Origin of the sequence: Alistipes sp. D31t1_170403_E11, assembly GCF_015553985.1 — a bacterium.
Lineage (GTDB): Bacteria > Bacteroidota > Bacteroidia > Bacteroidales > Rikenellaceae > Alistipes > Alistipes montrealensis.
The window spans coordinates 1-15,584 of the sequence record NZ_JADNHQ010000009.1; the positions used below are offsets into that span (position 1 = coordinate 1).

General features: G+C 51.7%; 25 protein-coding genes and 1 rRNA gene. 6 read left to right on the forward strand and 20 right to left on the reverse strand.

The features are described from left to right. Window positions 1-70: ribosomal RNA gene (locus I2E69_RS13495) — 16S ribosomal RNA — on the reverse strand; the annotation flags it as partial. Between the two features lie 698 nt (window positions 71-768). On the opposite strand from I2E69_RS13495, the gene I2E69_RS13500 reads away from it, so the two are divergent. Next, window positions 769-906, forward strand: a complete 138-nt coding sequence (locus I2E69_RS13500; RefSeq protein ID WP_195461760.1) for a hypothetical protein — start codon at window positions 769-771, stop codon at window positions 904-906. Here the strand turns inward: I2E69_RS13500 and I2E69_RS13505 are convergent. Beyond that, entirely contained in the window at window positions 903-1,574 is a 672-nt protein-coding gene (locus I2E69_RS13505; protein WP_195461857.1) for an MgtC/SapB family protein, read from the reverse strand. The two genes, I2E69_RS13500 and I2E69_RS13505, sit on opposite strands and share 4 nt — an antisense overlap. Before the next feature lie 233 nt (window positions 1,575-1,807). Here I2E69_RS13505 and rpmI point away from each other — a divergent pair, with 233 nt between their 5' ends. The 3 genes from rpmI (at window position 1,808) to I2E69_RS13520 (ending at window position 3,722) form a co-directional block, all read left to right on the forward strand. Next, the gene (gene rpmI, locus I2E69_RS13510) at window positions 1,808-2,002 is read left to right on the forward strand and encodes a 50S ribosomal protein L35 (protein ID WP_009598828.1); all 195 of its coding nucleotides are present in this window, start codon (window positions 1,808-1,810) and stop codon (window positions 2,000-2,002) included. 91 nt (window positions 2,003-2,093) lie between these two features. After that, the gene (gene rplT, locus I2E69_RS13515; protein ID WP_010265672.1) at window positions 2,094-2,438 is read left to right on the forward strand and encodes a 50S ribosomal protein L20; all 345 of its coding nucleotides are present in this window, start codon (window positions 2,094-2,096) and stop codon (window positions 2,436-2,438) included. A gap of 75 nt (window positions 2,439-2,513) precedes the next feature. Beyond that, the gene (locus I2E69_RS13520; RefSeq protein WP_195461761.1) at window positions 2,514-3,722 is read left to right on the forward strand and encodes an MFS transporter; all 1,209 of its coding nucleotides are present in this window, start codon (window positions 2,514-2,516) and stop codon (window positions 3,720-3,722) included. Window positions 3,723-3,819: 97 nt separating this feature from the next. Here I2E69_RS13520 and I2E69_RS13525 read toward each other — a convergent pair whose 3' ends face one another. Both I2E69_RS13525 and I2E69_RS13530 read right to left on the reverse strand, forming a co-directional pair. Next, on the reverse strand, window positions 3,820-4,761 hold the full coding sequence (locus I2E69_RS13525; protein ID WP_229095529.1) for a hypothetical protein: 942 nt from the start codon (window positions 4,759-4,761) through the stop codon (window positions 3,820-3,822). Window positions 4,762-4,838: 77 nt separating this feature from the next. Beyond that, window positions 4,839-5,291, reverse strand: a complete 453-nt coding sequence (locus tag I2E69_RS13530; protein WP_195461762.1) for a DUF2147 domain-containing protein — start codon at window positions 5,289-5,291, stop codon at window positions 4,839-4,841. Window positions 5,292-5,390: 99 nt separating this feature from the next. On the opposite strand from I2E69_RS13530, the gene I2E69_RS13535 reads away from it, so the two are divergent. Next, on the forward strand, window positions 5,391-6,047 hold the full coding sequence (locus tag I2E69_RS13535) for a DUF6250 domain-containing protein (RefSeq protein WP_394369672.1): 657 nt from the start codon (window positions 5,391-5,393) through the stop codon (window positions 6,045-6,047). A gap of 29 nt (window positions 6,048-6,076) precedes the next feature. After that, a complete protein-coding gene (locus I2E69_RS13540) occupies window positions 6,077-6,799 on the forward strand; it encodes an MBL fold metallo-hydrolase (RefSeq protein WP_195461764.1) in 723 nt (240 codons plus the stop codon). Window positions 6,800-7,121: 322 nt separating this feature from the next. Here I2E69_RS13540 and I2E69_RS13545 read toward each other — a convergent pair whose 3' ends face one another. The 16 genes from I2E69_RS13545 to I2E69_RS13615 form a co-directional block, all read right to left on the reverse strand. Next, window positions 7,122-7,325 carry a hypothetical protein gene (locus I2E69_RS13545; RefSeq protein WP_195461765.1) on the reverse strand — a complete coding sequence of 68 codons (204 nt, stop codon included), beginning with the start codon at window positions 7,323-7,325 and terminating at the stop codon, window positions 7,122-7,124. Between the two features lie 42 nt (window positions 7,326-7,367). Further along, window positions 7,368-7,715, reverse strand: a complete 348-nt coding sequence (locus I2E69_RS13550) for a hypothetical protein (RefSeq protein WP_229095530.1) — start codon at window positions 7,713-7,715, stop codon at window positions 7,368-7,370. A 349-nt stretch (window positions 7,716-8,064) separates the two neighbouring features. Then, window positions 8,065-8,730 (reverse strand): hypothetical protein, encoded by a 666-nt coding sequence (locus tag I2E69_RS13555; RefSeq protein ID WP_195461767.1) that lies wholly within the window; start codon window positions 8,728-8,730, stop codon window positions 8,065-8,067. A 12-nt stretch (window positions 8,731-8,742) separates the two neighbouring features. Next, window positions 8,743-8,973: a hypothetical protein gene (locus I2E69_RS13560; RefSeq protein ID WP_195461768.1), complete on the reverse strand. Its 231-nt coding sequence runs from the start codon at window positions 8,971-8,973 to the stop codon at window positions 8,743-8,745. After that, complete coding sequence (locus tag I2E69_RS13565; protein ID WP_195461769.1) at window positions 8,966-9,664, reverse strand: hypothetical protein; 699 nt, start codon at window positions 9,662-9,664, stop codon at window positions 8,966-8,968. The genes I2E69_RS13560 and I2E69_RS13565 overlap by 8 nt, the downstream gene beginning before the upstream one ends. Window positions 9,665-9,679: 15 nt before the next feature. Continuing rightward, window positions 9,680-9,991 carry a hypothetical protein gene (locus I2E69_RS13570; RefSeq protein ID WP_195461770.1) on the reverse strand — a complete coding sequence of 104 codons (312 nt, stop codon included), beginning with the start codon at window positions 9,989-9,991 and terminating at the stop codon, window positions 9,680-9,682. A 16-nt stretch (window positions 9,992-10,007) separates the two neighbouring features. Further along, window positions 10,008-10,523 (reverse strand): hypothetical protein, encoded by a 516-nt coding sequence (locus I2E69_RS13575; RefSeq protein WP_195461771.1) that lies wholly within the window; start codon window positions 10,521-10,523, stop codon window positions 10,008-10,010. A gap of 3 nt (window positions 10,524-10,526) precedes the next feature. Continuing rightward, on the reverse strand, window positions 10,527-10,814 hold the full coding sequence (locus I2E69_RS13580) for a hypothetical protein (RefSeq protein ID WP_195461772.1): 288 nt from the start codon (window positions 10,812-10,814) through the stop codon (window positions 10,527-10,529). Window positions 10,815-10,831: 17 nt separating this feature from the next. Further along, entirely contained in the window at window positions 10,832-11,737 is a 906-nt protein-coding gene (locus I2E69_RS13585) for a hypothetical protein (RefSeq protein ID WP_195461773.1), read from the reverse strand. 21 nt (window positions 11,738-11,758) lie between these two features. Continuing rightward, window positions 11,759-12,265 (reverse strand): hypothetical protein, encoded by a 507-nt coding sequence (locus I2E69_RS13590; RefSeq protein ID WP_195461774.1) that lies wholly within the window; start codon window positions 12,263-12,265, stop codon window positions 11,759-11,761. Window positions 12,266-12,285: 20 nt separating this feature from the next. Continuing rightward, a complete protein-coding gene (locus tag I2E69_RS15290) occupies window positions 12,286-12,606 on the reverse strand; it encodes a hypothetical protein (RefSeq protein WP_229095531.1) in 321 nt (106 codons plus the stop codon). A gap of 25 nt (window positions 12,607-12,631) precedes the next feature. Then, window positions 12,632-12,808 (reverse strand): hypothetical protein, encoded by a 177-nt coding sequence (locus I2E69_RS13600; RefSeq protein WP_195461775.1) that lies wholly within the window; start codon window positions 12,806-12,808, stop codon window positions 12,632-12,634. 2 nt (window positions 12,809-12,810) lie between these two features. Then, window positions 12,811-13,638, reverse strand: a complete 828-nt coding sequence (locus tag I2E69_RS15295; RefSeq protein ID WP_229095532.1) for a hypothetical protein — start codon at window positions 13,636-13,638, stop codon at window positions 12,811-12,813. Between the two features lie 6 nt (window positions 13,639-13,644). Continuing rightward, complete coding sequence (locus tag I2E69_RS15370) at window positions 13,645-13,779, reverse strand: hypothetical protein (protein WP_262894114.1); 135 nt, start codon at window positions 13,777-13,779, stop codon at window positions 13,645-13,647. A 119-nt stretch (window positions 13,780-13,898) separates the two neighbouring features. Continuing rightward, window positions 13,899-14,492 carry a tyrosine-type recombinase/integrase gene (locus I2E69_RS13610; RefSeq protein WP_195461776.1) on the reverse strand — a complete coding sequence of 198 codons (594 nt, stop codon included), beginning with the start codon at window positions 14,490-14,492 and terminating at the stop codon, window positions 13,899-13,901. A 288-nt stretch (window positions 14,493-14,780) separates the two neighbouring features. After that, window positions 14,781-15,416 (reverse strand): N-6 DNA methylase, encoded by a 636-nt coding sequence (locus I2E69_RS13615; protein ID WP_229095533.1) that lies wholly within the window; start codon window positions 15,414-15,416, stop codon window positions 14,781-14,783. Window positions 15,417-15,584 lie beyond the last annotated feature (168 nt).

Genomic DNA, 15,584 nt, shown 5'->3' on the forward strand with positions numbered 1-15,584 from the left:
GCCCCTCGACTTGCATGTGTTAGGCCTGCCGCTAGCGTTCATCCTGAGCCAGGATCAAACTCTCCATTGTATAAAAATGTTTTGTTTTAAATCTTTAGCTCTAATCTCAAAGGTATTGTTTGAAATCACTCTCTTGCGAGAGTGGAAAAAACTTTTTAGCTGCTCAAATACTTCAAAGAACGCTGTTCAATATATTACTATAAGAACAATTTCTTATTTTGTCCGGGCTCCGACCTTTCGGCCTCTCCCGTTGTTCTGACCGCGATTTTTCAGCGGAAAGTGGTGCAAAGTTAAGTGTTTATTTTCGAACCACCAAATCTTTTTGAAAGAATTTTTCAGAAATTTTTCAGAACCTTTTTTTGTATCGTTTCGAACCGTGTGTTGCATTCGAAGCGGGTGCAAAGGTAAGTCATTTTTCTGAATCTCCAAAAGATTTCGGAACTTTTTTCAAAATTTTTCAGAACCTGTTTTTGTCGCTTTCGAGTGGTGTTTCTCTCTCGAAGCGGGTGCAAAGATAAGGGCTTTTTCAGGCAACTTCCAAATAATTCCGTGATTATTTTTCGACAATTTTCACGCCTTTTTTCCACCCGATTATGGATCAGCGAGTTAGTTGCAAAAATATTTTAATATCTAAGCGCTGCTGATTCCAAAGCGACGATTCAGGAATCTATATTATATATAGGTATGACTATTTGGGCCATTTTCGAGAACAGAAACGGTCCGAACTCTGTCCGGATAAAACAACTTACAAGCAGGAAAAAACAACGGATGACAACACTGACAAGCCAAAGCAAAGCAGAAAAATGGATGCGGAAAAGGATCGGAAATAACAGAAAGCTGACATCCGGAGCAGAAAACGGCGAAAACGAGAACGCGAAAGCAGCAGGCAGCGGACGTATTTCCTAGACGATTTTCTCAACGTTGATGTCCGGATTCTCGCGCAGCAGGTCGATATACCCCTCTTCGCTGGCCGAACCTTTGGCCCGAATAACGATCGTAGCGCGATGCACTATCCCATCGGACGTACGCAGAGCCTCGACCTCATAGGAGACAACCGAATAGTCTTTACTCTCGAGGCGCTCGAACATCGCATTGATAAACTCTTTCTTCGACGCCGAAAAGACAATCATCGTCCGCCGACGCCCCAATCCGCCGAAGACCAATGTCAGAACCTCCAGACCGAACAATGTCAGCACCGTGGCCGCTCCGGCTACTATATACATATGCGCTCCCGCTGCAAGGCCGATGCCGGCCGTAGCCCAAAGGCTCGCAGCAGTGGTCAGTCCCCGCACCAACTGGCGGTGGATGATGATGGTCCCGGCCCCGATAAAACCGATGCCGCTGACCACCTGCGCCGCAATACGGCTGGGATCGAGCCGCAGCCCGTCATGGGTCGCCAGAAACTCCTCGAACCCGTATTGCGATACAATCATAATCAAGGCACTGCCCAACGCCACCAGGAAATGGGTACGGAAGCCCGCATCCTTGACCCGGTATTCCCGGTCGAGGCCGATGATCGTCCCACAAAGGCCCGCCACACACAGCCGCACGATAAAATTCCACTCCATCTCCATAAGCACTTCGGGCTCAACCCCGCAAAAAATATTCAAATAGCCATCGCCCCGGTTCTCCGGACAGCAAATGTTCTGCCATCATCCCGGCAAACACATCGCCGGAACAACTGGGGTCCTGTACAAATATAGCAAAAAATACCGGATTGCGAAGAAATATCGTCAGGGAAGGTTGCACTATGGGAAAAATTTCGTATTTTTGCAGGCTATGTTTAACTAATTAACTATTTACGACAATGCCGAAAATGAAAACCAATGCCGCTGCGAAGAAGCGTTTTACCTTCACCGGCACAGGAAAGATCAAGCGCAAACACGCTTATCACAGTCACATCCTGACCAAAAAGACGACGAAACAGAAGCGTAACCTCTGCTATTCGGGAACCGTTTCTGCAGCCGATGAGGCTAAAATCAAGAACCTGCTCGTTAAGTAATTAATCAGCAGTATTTTATTAATCGGGACGAACCAGCCCCAAAGAATACGGGAGAACCGTATCGCTGGCAGTCCTCTAAAAACTTTATAGTATGCCACGTTCAGTAAACGCTGTTGCGTCACGCGCACGTCGAAAGAAAGTTTTGAAACTTGCCAAAGGCAACTTTGGTTCAAGGGGAAACGTTTGGACCGTTGCGAAAAATACGGTCGAAAAGGGTCTGTGCTATGCTTATGCACACCGCGCCCTCAAGAAGCGGACATTCCGTTCGCTGTGGATCACGCGTATCAACGCTGCAGTCCGCGCCCAGGGAATGACCTATTCACAGTTTATCGGCAAACTCAACGCCAAAGGAATCGTCCTCAACCGTAAGGTTATGGCCGACCTGGCGATGAACGAGCCCAAAGCATTCGAGGCAATAGTTAAAGCAGTTAAATAGCCTTTCGCAAGAAAGGTTTTAGCGCGGCGGATACCTCGGTATCCGCTTTTTTTGGCACTTGTCGCAATTATTTATATGGAAACCTGGAAAAAAACATTTGCCGTTATCTGGAGCGGGCAGTTGGCCTCGATCCTCAGCAGCGAGGTCGTGGCCTACTCGATCATCTTCTGGATGAGCATCGAAACCGGCTCGGCCGAGGTCTTGGCTCTCGCAGCCATCGCCGGAATACTGCCCCAGTCGCTACTGGGGCTGTTTGTCGGGGTTTACGTCGACCGTTGGGACCGCAAGCGCACGATGATCCTCGCCGATAGTTTCATCGCCCTCTGCACACTGGCGCTGGCCGTGCTCTTCTGGCTCGGCGTAGCCCGGATGTGGCACATTTACATTCTGCTGGCCTGCCGCTCCGCCGGCTCGGCCTTCCACATGCCTGCCATGCAGGCATCGGTCCCGTTGCTGGCTCCCGCGTCGCAGCTCACGCGCATCGCTGGAGTCAACCAGATCATCGCCTCACTGTCGAGTATCGCCGGTCCGGCTCTCGGGGCGCTGCTCATCAACCTCACGTCGATCGGCAACATCCTGCTGCTCGATGTCGCAGGAGCCGCCATCGCCTGCACGTCGCTGCTGTTCGTCCGGATTCCCAATCCGGCACGCGACACAGCTCGCAAACCCGACCTGTGGCGGGAATTCCGCGAAGGTTTCTCGGCCATGCACGCCATTCCGGGCATGGGATGGTTCTTCACGCTGTCCATCGTCGTGTGGTTCTTCATCATGCCCGTCGGGGTGATGTTCCCGCTGATGACGCTCCAGCACTTCGGCGGGGGTACTCTCGAAATGAGCCTGATCGAGATCGTCTGGGGCGGCGGAGCGCTCATCGGAGGCGCCGTCATGGGCGCCCGCACCTACCAGGTCAGCCGCATCGTACTGGTCAACCTGATGTATCTTGTCGTAGGACTCTCATTCGCCCTGTCCGGGCTTCTGTCGCCTGCGGGATTCCTCTGGTTCGCACTCTTCACGGCAGCCGCGGGCATCTCCAGCAGCATCTTCAACGCATCGTTCGTTTCCGTGGTCCAGACCCGCATCGAAACCGGCGTACTGGGACGCGTCATGTCCCTCTACCGCAGTTTCGGGCTGCTGCCTGCGGCCCTCGGACTGCTGGGCACGGGCTTTCTCGCCGAGAACGTAGGCCTCACGACGACGTTCGTCATCGCCGGAACCGTCATCGCCGCGATCGGCCTGACGGGCTTCTTCATCCCCTCGGTCATGCGGCTCGACCGCAAGGCATAACGCCGGGACAACATCCCGGCGCCAGCCAAAAAAGATGAGGCGCGAATGGTTGACAATCCATTCGCGCCTCGCAAGCAAGTGCTAAAAAGCCCTTTTATCAATCTTTCGGATAAACGTATCCGTTGTAATAAATCTTCTGGTAAATCCTGTTGGCTGCGCTGTCGTACGTCCATTCGTAAGTCACCGTCGACGAAGGATATGCCGCAGTATCGTATTCGAAATAGGAGGTAAAGCTGCAAATTTGCGTGCCGCTCAGAATCTGCGTACCGCGGAAAACGCCGTCCTCCAGTTCATAGGACATACCTACCGACTTGGTCGTTTCGGACGAATAAACCGTCGGCCCCGAGGCTTCGCCTTCGATCTTGAAATCCTTGCCCGAGCAGGTCGAATAAGCCAGGCTCGAATCCTCGGCGCGCAGATTGAAATTACCGCTCCAGTTGGAAGAAGCATCTACATCGTCAATATTGGCTTGGAAAGCCTCTACGTCAATCATATACAAACCGCCCTCTTCGTAGTAAAGCGTCGTCCGGCCGCTATTGAGATTAAATGTCTGGGGCTGTCCGGTTTCCGCGTAAGCAATCACCTTGAGGTCCTTCATTTCCACGACCCACGGCGCATTGTACGGAGCGTCGATCAGCAACTTCGCACCACCGGTTTTCACCAGCACGGAACCTTTCATGTAAAGGCCGTCGGGCAGCATGGAGTTCTCGCTGTACGTGATCAGGTAATCGTCGCCCTGCCGCTCGATCTTGGTCAGCGAACCGAAAAGATCGCTCTGAACCGTAGTGTTTCCCACCTTGACCTTATCCAGTTCAGCCGTAGCGAGGTCCAGTTCCTGCTTGTCGGCCTCGGCCAGCAGCATCGCCAGGCGCAACGCCGCGTTGGCGGGCCGCATGGCGATCGTATTCTGGTTCATCGTCAACTGATAGATACTCCGTCCGGGCTGTATGGGAAGCATATCCTTATATGTACTGTCCTCCTTGATACAGCTCGTAAATGCGAGAGCTGCCAGCGCGATTGTTGCAAAAAGTTTATTCATACGATATGTTAAGTTAATTTATTCTATAAACGCACCCTGCGGCAATATACTGCGCGGATGCCGAAAAAAAATTGCTCCTATTCGATCTTCGTCCAGTAAACCGACCTGCTGAACCCCAGCAGCGACCCTTTGACACGCAGCGTCCGGGCGTCCTCGAACGAAACTTCGACCTTGTAGTCCTTGCCTTTGGTAGGGTCGTAAACCCGGCCGCCGTTCCATACGTTCTTCTTTGCGTCGTACTTCACGCCGTCGACCACCACTACCCGGTCGGCACGTACCGAACGTTTCGACGCATCGGGATTCTTCACGTCCAGTTTGGGCGTTCCGTCGGGGTTGTCGGGCTGTTTGAGCCAGATAATCTGTCCGCGGTACGATCCGTCAGCCTGCCGCGTGAACTCCACTTTCGACTCCTTGCCCTCCTCGACCGCCTTGTAGACGCCGAGAATCTTATCCGCATCCTGCGCCGCCGCGCCTGCGATCGTAAAAACCGCCACAGCCAGCAGGGCCAGCTTCCTGAAAAAATTATTCATCGATTATCCGGGTGTTATACAACGACAAAGATAGATTTTTTTTCGCGGACGCGAAATCTATTTTGCCGTTTCGCAGCAAATTTGTATCTTTATTCCATGATGCTCCGACTGACGACACTTTTTTTTGCCGGACTGCTGGCGGCATGCAGTCCCGGCAGCCGCTGGATTTTCGAATCCGAAGGGGGTTCGGTGACGTTTGCCGAACGGGGCGACACCATCGAGATCGTAGCGCCCGAAGGGCTGACGCTCTGGCTTTCGGAGCCGCTCTCGGGAGATTACCGCATCTGCTACGACGCCACGGTGGTGATCGGCGAAGGTCCCCACGACCGGCTCGCCGACCTCAACTGTTTCTGGGCGGCTTCGGACCCCGAACACCCGGACGACTTCTTCGCCCGCTCGGCCTGGCGGGGAGGAGCGTTCGCCGCCTACAACTCACTCGACCTCTTCTATGTGGGTTACGGCGGCAACGACAACACGACGACCCGCTTCCGCAAGTATCACGGGAAACGTTTCGGCGCCCCGGCCGACGAGGTCAAACCCCTGTTGGGCGAATACACCGATGCGGAACACCTGCTCCGGCCCAACCGCCCGCTGCACATCGAAATCACGGTCGCCGACAAAAAAACAACCTTCTCGGCCGACGGCGAAGTGCTCTTCTCACGAGAACTCGCTCCCGGCGAGGGCGACGGCTATTTCGGACTGCGGCTGCTTGCCAACCATACGCTGATTGCAAATTTCACGGTCGAAAGATTATGAAACAATACAAATTAACTGCACTAATTCTTATGTCACTGCTCTCATTTCTCGGATGCGGCCGCGCAAAGGGTCCCGAATACCCCGCCGACAAACTCACCTCCCGCAACGGGACTGAATTTACGATCACCTTTTTCAAACATGCTTCGCTCTCGATCAACGTGAACGGCAAATACATCTATGTCGACCCCGTGAGCGCCAATGCCGATTACGGCGCACTGCCCAAGGCCGATGTCGTGTTGATCACCCATTCGCACTACGACCACCTCGACGTTGCGGCTGTCGAAAAACTGCTCACCTCCGACACCGAAATTCTCTGCGACCGGACCTCGGCCGAGGCCTTCGAGATGAATTGCTACACGATGCGCCCGGGCAGCGTCGCCACGCCGCGCGACTACGTGAAGGTCGAAGCCGTCGCAGCTTATAACACCACGCCAGGTCACCTGCAGTTCCACCCCAAAGAGCGTGAAGACTGCGGCTATGTGCTTACCGTCGGCGGCACGCGCATCTACATCGCGGGCGACACGGAGCCCACTCCGGAGATGAAGGCCCTGAAGAACATCGACATCGCTTTCCTGCCCGTAAACCAGCCCTACACGATGACCGTCGACCAGGCCGTCGAGGCAGTGAAAGTACTGAAACCGGCGATTTTCTACCCCTACCACTACGGCGAAGTAGACGAAAAGACCGACATCGACCGGCTGGTCCGCGAAACCGAAGGCCTGACGGATATCCGTGTCCGGCCGATGGAGTAACCCGCCTGCGGCAATTCGAAAAAAAAGAGCGCCCCATGAAACAGGGTCGGGGCTTTTAGTTATAATGAGTTGAAAAACAGCGATATTTTTTGCCTGAAAGCCGGAATCCTACAAAATAGACTGCATGGACGACGGTTAATACTAAAAAAATATCGGGAGCTAAAGTACGATGAATTTTCGGATATTTAGCTGATTTATATCAATTTTCTTTCAAAGAGGTATAGACAACATTTTTTCGACGTTCCTCCCCTCCAAATCTGACGACATGAGGCCCATCTGATTTCCAGATGGGCCTCATTTACGTCCGGGAAATAGGTTCCTGTCAGGAGTACCTATGATTGACAGGCTTCAGGTTGATTTCAACCCTCTTGTCGTCGATAATCCTCCGCATAGCCTTAAAGATAGGCATTGCTTCGATACCGGCAATCTTGAGGGCCTCAATCATGATCGTGTTTTCAAGTAGCAATAAGTAATCTTTTTCTTTCAACTCAACATACCTATCGCTTTGCGACTTGATTTTCACCATTGTCGGAAAGAGAATTGGGGCCGCGTCCCCGATTACGTCCACTTATTTCGACCCGATTTTCTTGGGCTGAACATAAATGTATCCATCCGTCTCCATGTTACGCACCAAAGACAGCGCCTGTTTGCGGAAGGCCGCAATGACCTGTTCTTTGTCGGCAATGTCCGGTCTGGCATCCAGTACAGCGGCCACACCTTCGATGGTTCGGCTGTTGATGCTCCTGCCATCTTTGGGGTCAAAGAAAATCTTCTTGTTGCCGAAGGTTACCGTCACCTGGTAGATCGTCTTGGGTACGATGATCGTCTCGATGGCGGCTTCGAACAAAATCGGAGTCGCTGCGACCACCACATAACCGTGCTGCTTGTGCATGGGTTTGAGGTCTACTGCGTACAAAATGTTGGGCAGAACAGTCCCCTTCAAATCTTCCGAAAGAACGCATATCTGTTTCCCGAATCTCGAGTCCTCACGAACTCCTCTCAACTGACGTGTTTTGGAATGCCGCGAGACAAAGCCTATCAGCTCTCCCGTGGATTCCGATTTCGCAAATTTGAGTTGCGAATGTTCCAATGTCATATACCTATGTCATAATGCAATCTTTTTTTTCTTTCAATTAACAATCTCCTTTCAGTCATTTTTTGTATAAAAGTCTGCGAATATACAGTGAAAAACGATGCAAAACAACTTATCAATCGGTTATTTTACAGCGGTTTAAGCGTAGTATAGACAACAAAAATGCATAGGACTAATACAGCCTTTCCTCTTCGGAAAAATGGCTGAACCGCTCGTCTGTCAGCGAAATATCATGCGGAGCCCGGCACTTCCAGTATCGATAGATCGACGGTGTGTCGGTAGAACAGCGAAAAACTTCACGAGAACTCAGATATTGGTTTCCCTGCTCGGTTCCCATATTCATCCAGCGTGCTGAATTTTCAATACCGGGATTCGGGCCGATGTACAGATTCATCTTCTCATATCCCATTACGAATATGTTGTGCAACTCGACATCGGGACCTACATCGTACTGCTTTGCGAAAACAGCAAAATCGTAAATATCGGTGTAGAGCAGCGACCCCCCGAAATGGATCGGTGCGTCGTGTTGCAACCGTGCGAAAGCGGCTCGGATTTTTTCCCGTTTGCGAATCTCCTGCAATCGGGCATCGGTTACGGGTTTCACAGTTTTATAAACTGCCCGGAATCCGTTCCGGGTGGTATCGACTATGTAGACATGATCGACAACCCCGATGCTCTTCATATAACTGTCGTCTATCGGATCGACGTCGGGCCCGGAGCAATCCCTGATAAGGCCGATCATAAGGATAAGCCCGATGAAGAGCCACGGGAGCAGTTTGGCCAGGATAAGCAGCCGAATGCGCGTCTCGTTCTGCTTGTGAAATGTTCGGTTGTTCATGGCGGATTGTTTTTAGGCGGCAGCCGTATCCAGATATTCAGGAACTTCATCGATGGATGACATTGCTTCGTCGAGAGTATCGATGACCGATTGCATCTTTTCACCCTGCTCTGCTTCCTGAAACGATTCGGGAAGATTGTCGTAAGATTCCTGTTCTTCCTCCCGGACTTCATCGATTCTATCCCGAATCTCATCCAGGCTGTCTTTGATTTCACCAATGAGGGCGCGGCGGGAATTATTCATGGTACTCAGTTTTTAAGGGATTAGCTGTTTGTTTAGGAGTTGTTTTTGCGGCCATAGTCTGCCGAACCTGAGCAACCAGTTCGTCCATACTATGTATAGGGACACACGGCCCAATCGCCTTCTGATTACCAAGAGGTGTGAACGTGAGATTGTAATCTTCGTCAGGCTGTAACCCGCCGACCGTCAACTTCCCGTAATGAATGTGATAGTAATCGCAGCGCATGGCATAGGATTCGTCGGGCGGGTTGAACCGATATTCGGGTAACAAGCGGATCAACTCGTTTAGAATGGGCACGATGACTTCGGCCTGATAATCAGGCTTTGTCGGGGCTTTTGTTTTTTTACGAAGCGTGTTGTTGCAGACAGCGGCATAAAACGCATCGGCGTTCTTGCGGTAGGCATCGATTAAGGGTTGTATTTCCATAATTATTTCCCTTTGGATTTTTCGATACGGCTTCAAGTGTTTACGGATGTTCTGGTGCTTCGAGAGGTTGAATCTCATGTGGGTAGGCGAAGAACTCCCGCCGGTCATCGGAAAGTCGGATTTTCGTATTGGCGGAATGTCTCCGAGTTTCTCGTCTTCCCCAACCTCTTTTACGTGAACGGTTTGGGGCAGCCAGTCATCTGGAGGCTCATCGGTGCGGCAGAGGTCCGCAATTATTTCTTTGGCTATCTTTTCGATTTGTAGCATAGTTTTAGGTTTGAATTAAGAATTTAAGATCGGCTGCCCGCAGTCCGGACAGTAAACGGTGGTTTTCTTATCGGCGAAGTATTCGCGCCATTGGCGGCAGAAGGGGCAGTCCTGCGGCGTCTGATCGTGTTCGATCATTTTGTAATCGTTCCAGCCGTGGCCATCGGAGAGAGCCTGCCTGTAGGTGTAGTATTCTACTTTGGAGCGAAAGTCGATATGAACGACCAGACCGCCGTTGTCTTTGAGCCACCGGGCGGAAGGTATCTCTTGCTTCTTGTTGTAATGGGCGACAGCATTTATGCCCCAAATAATCGTTGCTTTGATCATGGTATGTTTTTTTAAATTATGCAATAGTCAGGGTGTAGTTTACGGTTTCCTCGTCTTCCCACGGCCTGTCCAGCATTGCATTGCGGATACACTTGTCGTAGGTTAGAAAGCGGGAATAGGCACTGTTGCGCCAATAATATTTTGAGATCTCATTCTGTCGCTGTGTGGCTGCTTCCAGCAGTTCGTCGTCAGAGCAGCCGTAATGAATCCCGTCCAGTTTTATACGCTGGACGAATTCCGTCAGTTCGGCGAAAAGTCGTTCTATATCATCGCATGAGGCACGGTACGCTGGATAGAGTTCTCGGACAGCAGGCATGAATTTGGTCGTACCTTTCAGTTTGAATTTTTCGGATGCACTGGCCTCTTGTTTCAGTTGGCGAAAACGCGCCTGCACCTCTTGCAGGGTAACCTTCCGGCAGTTGCGGATTTGAATGAATAAGGTACAATCATTCTGTACTCGTATCTCATTCTTGTCGATTTTGTAGACAACACCCTCGATCGAAGGGCGCTGCAGGTATTCTTCTCTTGTCATCAGCTAATAGTCCTCAAGTGTTTTTACTCCGTAATTTCTGGCCCAGATTGCCACACTATTCCAAAGCATGTCGGCACCCACCTCGACCTTCTCGGCAATGCGGTCGATGACGCCGGCATCCTGTTCCGTCACGTCGTAGCCATGTTCGCGCATCTGCTCTACGGTCAGGGATTCGACGATGTAGTGGCGTCCGTTCTCTTCGATCTGGGCGTTCAGTTCGCCGAGCAGCGCAAGCTGCTCGGGTGTTATATCCGTCATGGTCGATTCCAACTGACGGAGGGTTTGTTGCATTTGGATACTGGTAAAGTTCATTGCTTTTGGTTTTTAGTTAGATACTCGTCCATGGATCGGTAGCGATCGGGAATGCTCGCATTTTCGTTGAAACCGTTCAGACAATGAAGCAACGCCTCTTCGAGTTTGACATAGCGGCGCGTGAAAGTTTGGATGTTGTCCAGACAGAATGCCTCTACGGTATAACGGAATGGGGCGTACGGTTTCTCCCGTTCTTTACGGATTCGCACGAACCATTGGAAGCGCTGCTGCAGTTTGAAGCTGTCGCTCTCACCGGGCTTCATCAGCCGCTCTTCGTCCAGAAGCCGCCGGACGAGTACCGCATCGAGGCACCGCTCGCATCCCCGATAGGATTTGATCTGGGCCGTGTAGGTGGCCGCATACCGCTCGATATCGTCCTGCGTCAGGTTGTGCTGCTCGGGATAAAGTTTCAGTACCTCTTCCGTGGTTACGGGAATACTTTCACCGTCGATTTCGATTAAGTAGATGCGGTTCTCCATAACCGGCCGGAACTCGAAGGCCTGACATTCGACGAGGGTAAATCCCCGTTCGGGATCGGGGTCGGTCAGGGTTTTGAGTTCGTCGAGGTCGCGGCATGCAGCGACGGTATTGCATTTCTCGACCGCTTTCGATGGGCCTCCGATGCGGATACGTGCCTGTCCGTATCCGTCGTAATTGTCTGTACGGACGATCCGGCAAAGAGCGAAGTTGGGGCGTGAACCGTTCCGGGCCGTGTATTCCGTCCAGCGCTTGTCTATGTCGGACTTTATTTCATTGGGATCGGTCAGGGTGACATTGCCGCACTGACTGCATTCTCCATCGAGGAAGGCTTCGTAGCCGAACTCGATAAACTCTTTGGTATTGGGATCGACGACAGCGGCACACTTGACGTCGGTGCCGCCGCAAAGACTGCATACGATCATATCAACTGATTTAAGTGGTGTTTATTCGGTTTCGTCGGGAATTTCCTCTCCCGAATAAGGGTTGTACAAGATCGCGTTGCCGACCGCCTCTGCATCGATGGCAAAGCCTCCCAGACCGATATCATAGAAAAGCTCCATCTGGAGCGGCGTCGAGGCGATGGTCTTCTCAGCCTCTTCCTGCGACAAGCCTGAGATCATCAGGCATTTGACGCGGCGACGGAACATTTCGGGATTGACCGTCGGGGTCGTTATAACATCGACTACTTCGCACACCTCGTCGGTAATGGCAAGGCGGTCGGGATCGCCGGTGTCGGCTTCCTCGTCATTGCCAGGGACATTATGCCCGATAAGCGAATGGCTCTGCACATCTTCGGCGGGGTATATGTCGTTGCCCTTGCCGAAGTACGGCTTGCCGGAGGCAATGCAGGCGTAATAGATGGCATTGGCGATCTTGCGTCCGTCCTTGAGGAAGATCGTATAGGCTATCCCTTCCTGCAATACGGGAGTCGCGGTTGTTTTTCGTGTCATAGGATCAAATGTCAGGTCGATTATTTTTTCTTTTGTGCTGCAAGCCAGTCGGGATTCTGCACCATGCGCCAGTCGGGATCACCGCGGCGGAAAGCGATAAGCTGGGCGGCATAGTCGAAAGCCTCGCGGTCGTTCTGTGCTCGGTAGTGGAACATCGATTTCTGCCCGCATCGGGGACACTCCCAGACGACCATCACCCCGGCGGAAGTCTCGGCCAATCCGAGCATGTGCGGGACCACGTTGTAGTGCGGCGGCTCGAAGCCGCATTTGTAACAGGTGTAAACGCCGCGGTTGTAGCGGCCCTGCGGCGGTACGCGCAGGTTCAAAGGGATATCAATCATACGTTTATCGTTTTAAGGCAGGCTATCATTCGTTCAGTCCGCAGATTTCGGTATCGGTAATCGTGATACCGCAGCCTTCCGGCGCGGTAAACGTGTAATCCATCTCGCAGATGAAGTCCGCCACCACCTCGTCGGAGATAGCCTCCGCCTCCATACATTCCAAATCGAGACGGACGGTGATGTAAACAGCTTTCGAGGCCATAGCTACAACACCCATTTGAGGAACAGCGCGATGTCGTAGAGCTGTTCGTCGTAGATCTGGAATCCGGTTCTCTTGTCGCCGTCTGTGTCGATACCGTCGGCCATGATATAGGCTCCCTCTTCGAGGTAGACGTCCGTGATCTTGATGCGTGGAAAGTCACGTCTTCCGTAGAGCGACGAAGTGACCGGATAATCCCCGTCTTCCTCTTCCGGCGTGTAGGTCACGCGTCCGCCGCGCCGGCGGAGGGTTTCGATGATCCGCTCGCGTGCTTCTTGCTGCCAGGCATTCGCACGCCCCACGAGCGAAGCAAAAGAATCGTCTGCATCCTCTTCCTTGCGGATGCCATCCTCCGCGCCGATGTCGAATCGCATCAGCGAGGCCACGCGCTCATACTCCTCGTCATAGAATCGGTCGTACTCGTCCTGAAACTCTTCCTTGTAGTGAGTTCCGCCGTCGGGATCGTCGGGGTCATCCGGCTCGACGAATGCCTCGAAGGGCTGTTTGTATTTGTCGACCATACGGCCGACGGCCAGATCCGAGGCGATCTCCATGATCGACGAGTTGATCCGGTCTTTGTTTTTCGCGTAATAGTGATTCAGGTTCATGGTTTTTGAGATTCGTGATTTACTTTGCTTCGGCCATAAGCTCCCGGATTTTTCAAGCACAGACTCCAGATCGTTATCCGAAAGTTGACCGCAACTCTCCCAAATCTGCACGTCCCCGCCGCAACCGTTGTCGAGCGTCAGGTAGAGGTCGCCCTTGTCGTCCACGCCCACGGCCAGCACCATCGTTTCGCGAGGAGTCCCCTTATTGTCCCACCAGAGGGCCATGGGCGGCTATTCAACCTCTTCCAGCGAGAGTTCGTTTACGTTGATTGTCCGCAGCAGATCCTTGATCTGGCCGATCAGAGTCGGCGCCTGTTGCCGGTTACCTGCGACAACCCCGGCAGCGGATTGTTTTTCCTGTGTCATATCTTTATTTAAGATTAGTGGGTCGTGAAACTTTTTGGGCCACGTTCTGTATAGATTTTTTTAAGTAGGACTGCGCCTCGGATGATTCCGCTTATCATTATGATCAATAATGTGGCGTTTTAGTAATTGAGTTGAATGGTATTATAAATGCCTTCGATCTCCTCCTCCCGTATACCCAGATAAACCATCGTGACCCGCGGCGAAGTGTGCCGGAGGATCGCCGATAGAAGGATCAGTGCCTCCATGGAGCGTCCCATCGTTTCGTAAATGTAACGACCGAAGGTTTTGCGGAAGGTGTGACTTGAGAAGTGTTTGATCGGTAGTTTATATTTCCAGCGAAACAGTTTCAGCCTCTCGTTGATATACTGTTTGGAGTAGGGTTTTTCGGTTCGGGTGTTGCAGAAGACGGGCAGCTGCTTGTCGGGCGATCCGAGCAGTTCATACAGGCTGACGATGAGCTGCTGCACATTACTGTTTAGCGTGATCAGGCGCATCTTGCCGGTTTTCTGCTCGATTTTGTAAAGCGCGCTCTTCTTCAGCACATCCTGCCAGGTCATCGTCAGTACGTCGGAGATGCGGCAGGCCGTGCAGAACGAGATGCAGCAATAAAGTTCCCAAAGGTAGTTTTTGTCTTCATGCAGGCTGGAGAGCAGTCGGATGAAGTCCTCATACTCCAGCGCCTCTGCGGTGGTACGTTGTCCTTTCTGTGACATTTTGTGATATTTTTTTCGGTTTCGTCGGGTTTGAGATATATTTATAGAGTGGCGCACGATCACCTCGGCAGGATAGATTTCATTGCCCTTGCCGAAATAATGCTTACCAGACGCTACGCAGGCGTAATAGATGGTTTCGGCTACCTTATGGTCGTTACATAGGTAAGTGGTATATGCCATGCCTTTCTGGAGGACGGGCACGGCGCTGTTTTCCGAGAATTCATAAAGTCTTTTTTTTGAATAATAGATCGTTATTTCATTGCAGAGTGGCAGTCCTCCGTTTTTTGGTTAAAAATTCATATTATGCAGATTGATTCTCTTTGCCTCATCCACGGCCTGAGACGAGCCCGGCACCTGTTCGAAGATTTTCAATATGTGCGCTATTGTCTCTCGCATCTTGAAGTAACTGTCATACTGTTCCTGGTCGCAAAAGAATAGGTATGGCGGGAGGTCGGCTTGTTTGAATCTACAATATTCTGCCTCGTTCAACCAGCGAACCGAGGGCAATTCCGTACGGTAATAGGCTTCATTGACGAGCCACGCACCCCGGAACTTGTCCATGCGTAGTGAATCGATGCAGACGACCTCTCCTACGCAGCTGTTCATCAGGAAATTGCATACGCACATCAAACAGCATGTATAATCGATGTCCCAGGCTGCCAGATAACTTCTTGGATTATCGGCTTTCGAAGCGATCAGCATACGGCCGCTGCCAGCTGCCGGATCATATATCGTATTAATTTTCTTCTCTATGCCCATCAGCATCTTTTGACACATATCCGAGATATTTGTCGGAGTGAAGAATTGGCCACTCTGCTGTTGGTCTCGCTTGGAGGTAAGCGCCATATATAAATCGCCGAATGCATCGTAATAACCTTGACGGGCGATTTGTTTTTGCATAATTTGAATCCACGCAACATTCATATCGTAGAAAGCCCGGTTTTGTTCTTTTGTATACCGTCAATCTGCAAGAGGCGGAGTGTCCGGCAGCGAAAATCCGTGAATGATATATCTTAACAGATCCCGGAAGACATTCCGCACATCCAGCCCGTGTCTGTATGTAAAATCATCTATCATTATTTCCAGCTCCCG

Coding starts and splice junctions, on each gene's coding strand:
- I2E69_RS13540 (WP_195461764.1), top strand. CDS start 6,077: ATGTCACTGCTCTCATTTCTCGGATGCGGCCGCGCAAAGGGTCCCGAA.
- I2E69_RS13600 (WP_195461775.1), bottom strand. CDS start 12,808: ATGGCCTCGAAAGCTGTTTACATCACCGTCCGTCTCGATTTGGAATGT.
- I2E69_RS13500 (WP_195461760.1), top strand. CDS start 769: ATGACAACACTGACAAGCCAAAGCAAAGCAGAAAAATGGATGCGGAAA.
- I2E69_RS13580 (WP_195461772.1), bottom strand. CDS start 10,814: ATGCAACAAACCCTCCGTCAGTTGGAATCGACCATGACGGATATAACA.
- I2E69_RS13545 (WP_195461765.1), bottom strand. CDS start 7,325: ATGGTGAAAATCAAGTCGCAAAGCGATAGGTATGTTGAGTTGAAAGAA.
- I2E69_RS13505 (WP_195461857.1), bottom strand. CDS start 1,574: ATGGAGATGGAGTGGAATTTTATCGTGCGGCTGTGTGTGGCGGGCCTT.
- I2E69_RS13585 (WP_195461773.1), bottom strand. CDS start 11,737: ATGATCGTATGCAGTCTTTGCGGCGGCACCGACGTCAAGTGTGCCGCT.
- I2E69_RS15290 (WP_229095531.1), bottom strand. CDS start 12,606: ATGATTGATATCCCTTTGAACCTGCGCGTACCGCCGCAGGGCCGCTAC.
- I2E69_RS15370 (WP_262894114.1), bottom strand. CDS start 13,779: ATGACACAGGAAAAACAATCCGCTGCCGGGGTTGTCGCAGGTAACCGG.
- I2E69_RS13565 (WP_195461769.1), bottom strand. CDS start 9,664: ATGCTACAAATCGAAAAGATAGCCAAAGAAATAATTGCGGACCTCTGC.
- I2E69_RS13520 (WP_195461761.1), top strand. CDS start 2,514: ATGGAAACCTGGAAAAAAACATTTGCCGTTATCTGGAGCGGGCAGTTG.
- I2E69_RS15295 (WP_229095532.1), bottom strand. CDS start 13,638: ATGGCCCTCTGGTGGGACAATAAGGGGACTCCTCGCGAAACGATGGTG.
- I2E69_RS13610 (WP_195461776.1), bottom strand. CDS start 14,492: ATGTCACAGAAAGGACAACGTACCACCGCAGAGGCGCTGGAGTATGAG.
- I2E69_RS13535 (WP_394369672.1), top strand. CDS start 5,391: ATGCTCCGACTGACGACACTTTTTTTTGCCGGACTGCTGGCGGCATGC.
- I2E69_RS13570 (WP_195461770.1), bottom strand. CDS start 9,991: ATGATCAAAGCAACGATTATTTGGGGCATAAATGCTGTCGCCCATTAC.
- I2E69_RS13590 (WP_195461774.1), bottom strand. CDS start 12,265: ATGACACGAAAAACAACCGCGACTCCCGTATTGCAGGAAGGGATAGCC.
- rpmI (WP_009598828.1), top strand. CDS start 1,808: ATGCCGAAAATGAAAACCAATGCCGCTGCGAAGAAGCGTTTTACCTTC.
- I2E69_RS13555 (WP_195461767.1), bottom strand. CDS start 8,730: ATGAACAACCGAACATTTCACAAGCAGAACGAGACGCGCATTCGGCTG.
- rplT (WP_010265672.1), top strand. CDS start 2,094: ATGCCACGTTCAGTAAACGCTGTTGCGTCACGCGCACGTCGAAAGAAA.
- I2E69_RS13530 (WP_195461762.1), bottom strand. CDS start 5,291: ATGAATAATTTTTTCAGGAAGCTGGCCCTGCTGGCTGTGGCGGTTTTT.
- I2E69_RS13575 (WP_195461771.1), bottom strand. CDS start 10,523: ATGACAAGAGAAGAATACCTGCAGCGCCCTTCGATCGAGGGTGTTGTC.
- I2E69_RS13615 (WP_229095533.1), bottom strand. CDS start 15,416: ATGAATGTTGCGTGGATTCAAATTATGCAAAAACAAATCGCCCGTCAA.
- I2E69_RS13560 (WP_195461768.1), bottom strand. CDS start 8,973: ATGAATAATTCCCGCCGCGCCCTCATTGGTGAAATCAAAGACAGCCTG.
- I2E69_RS13525 (WP_229095529.1), bottom strand. CDS start 4,761: ATGAATAAACTTTTTGCAACAATCGCGCTGGCAGCTCTCGCATTTACG.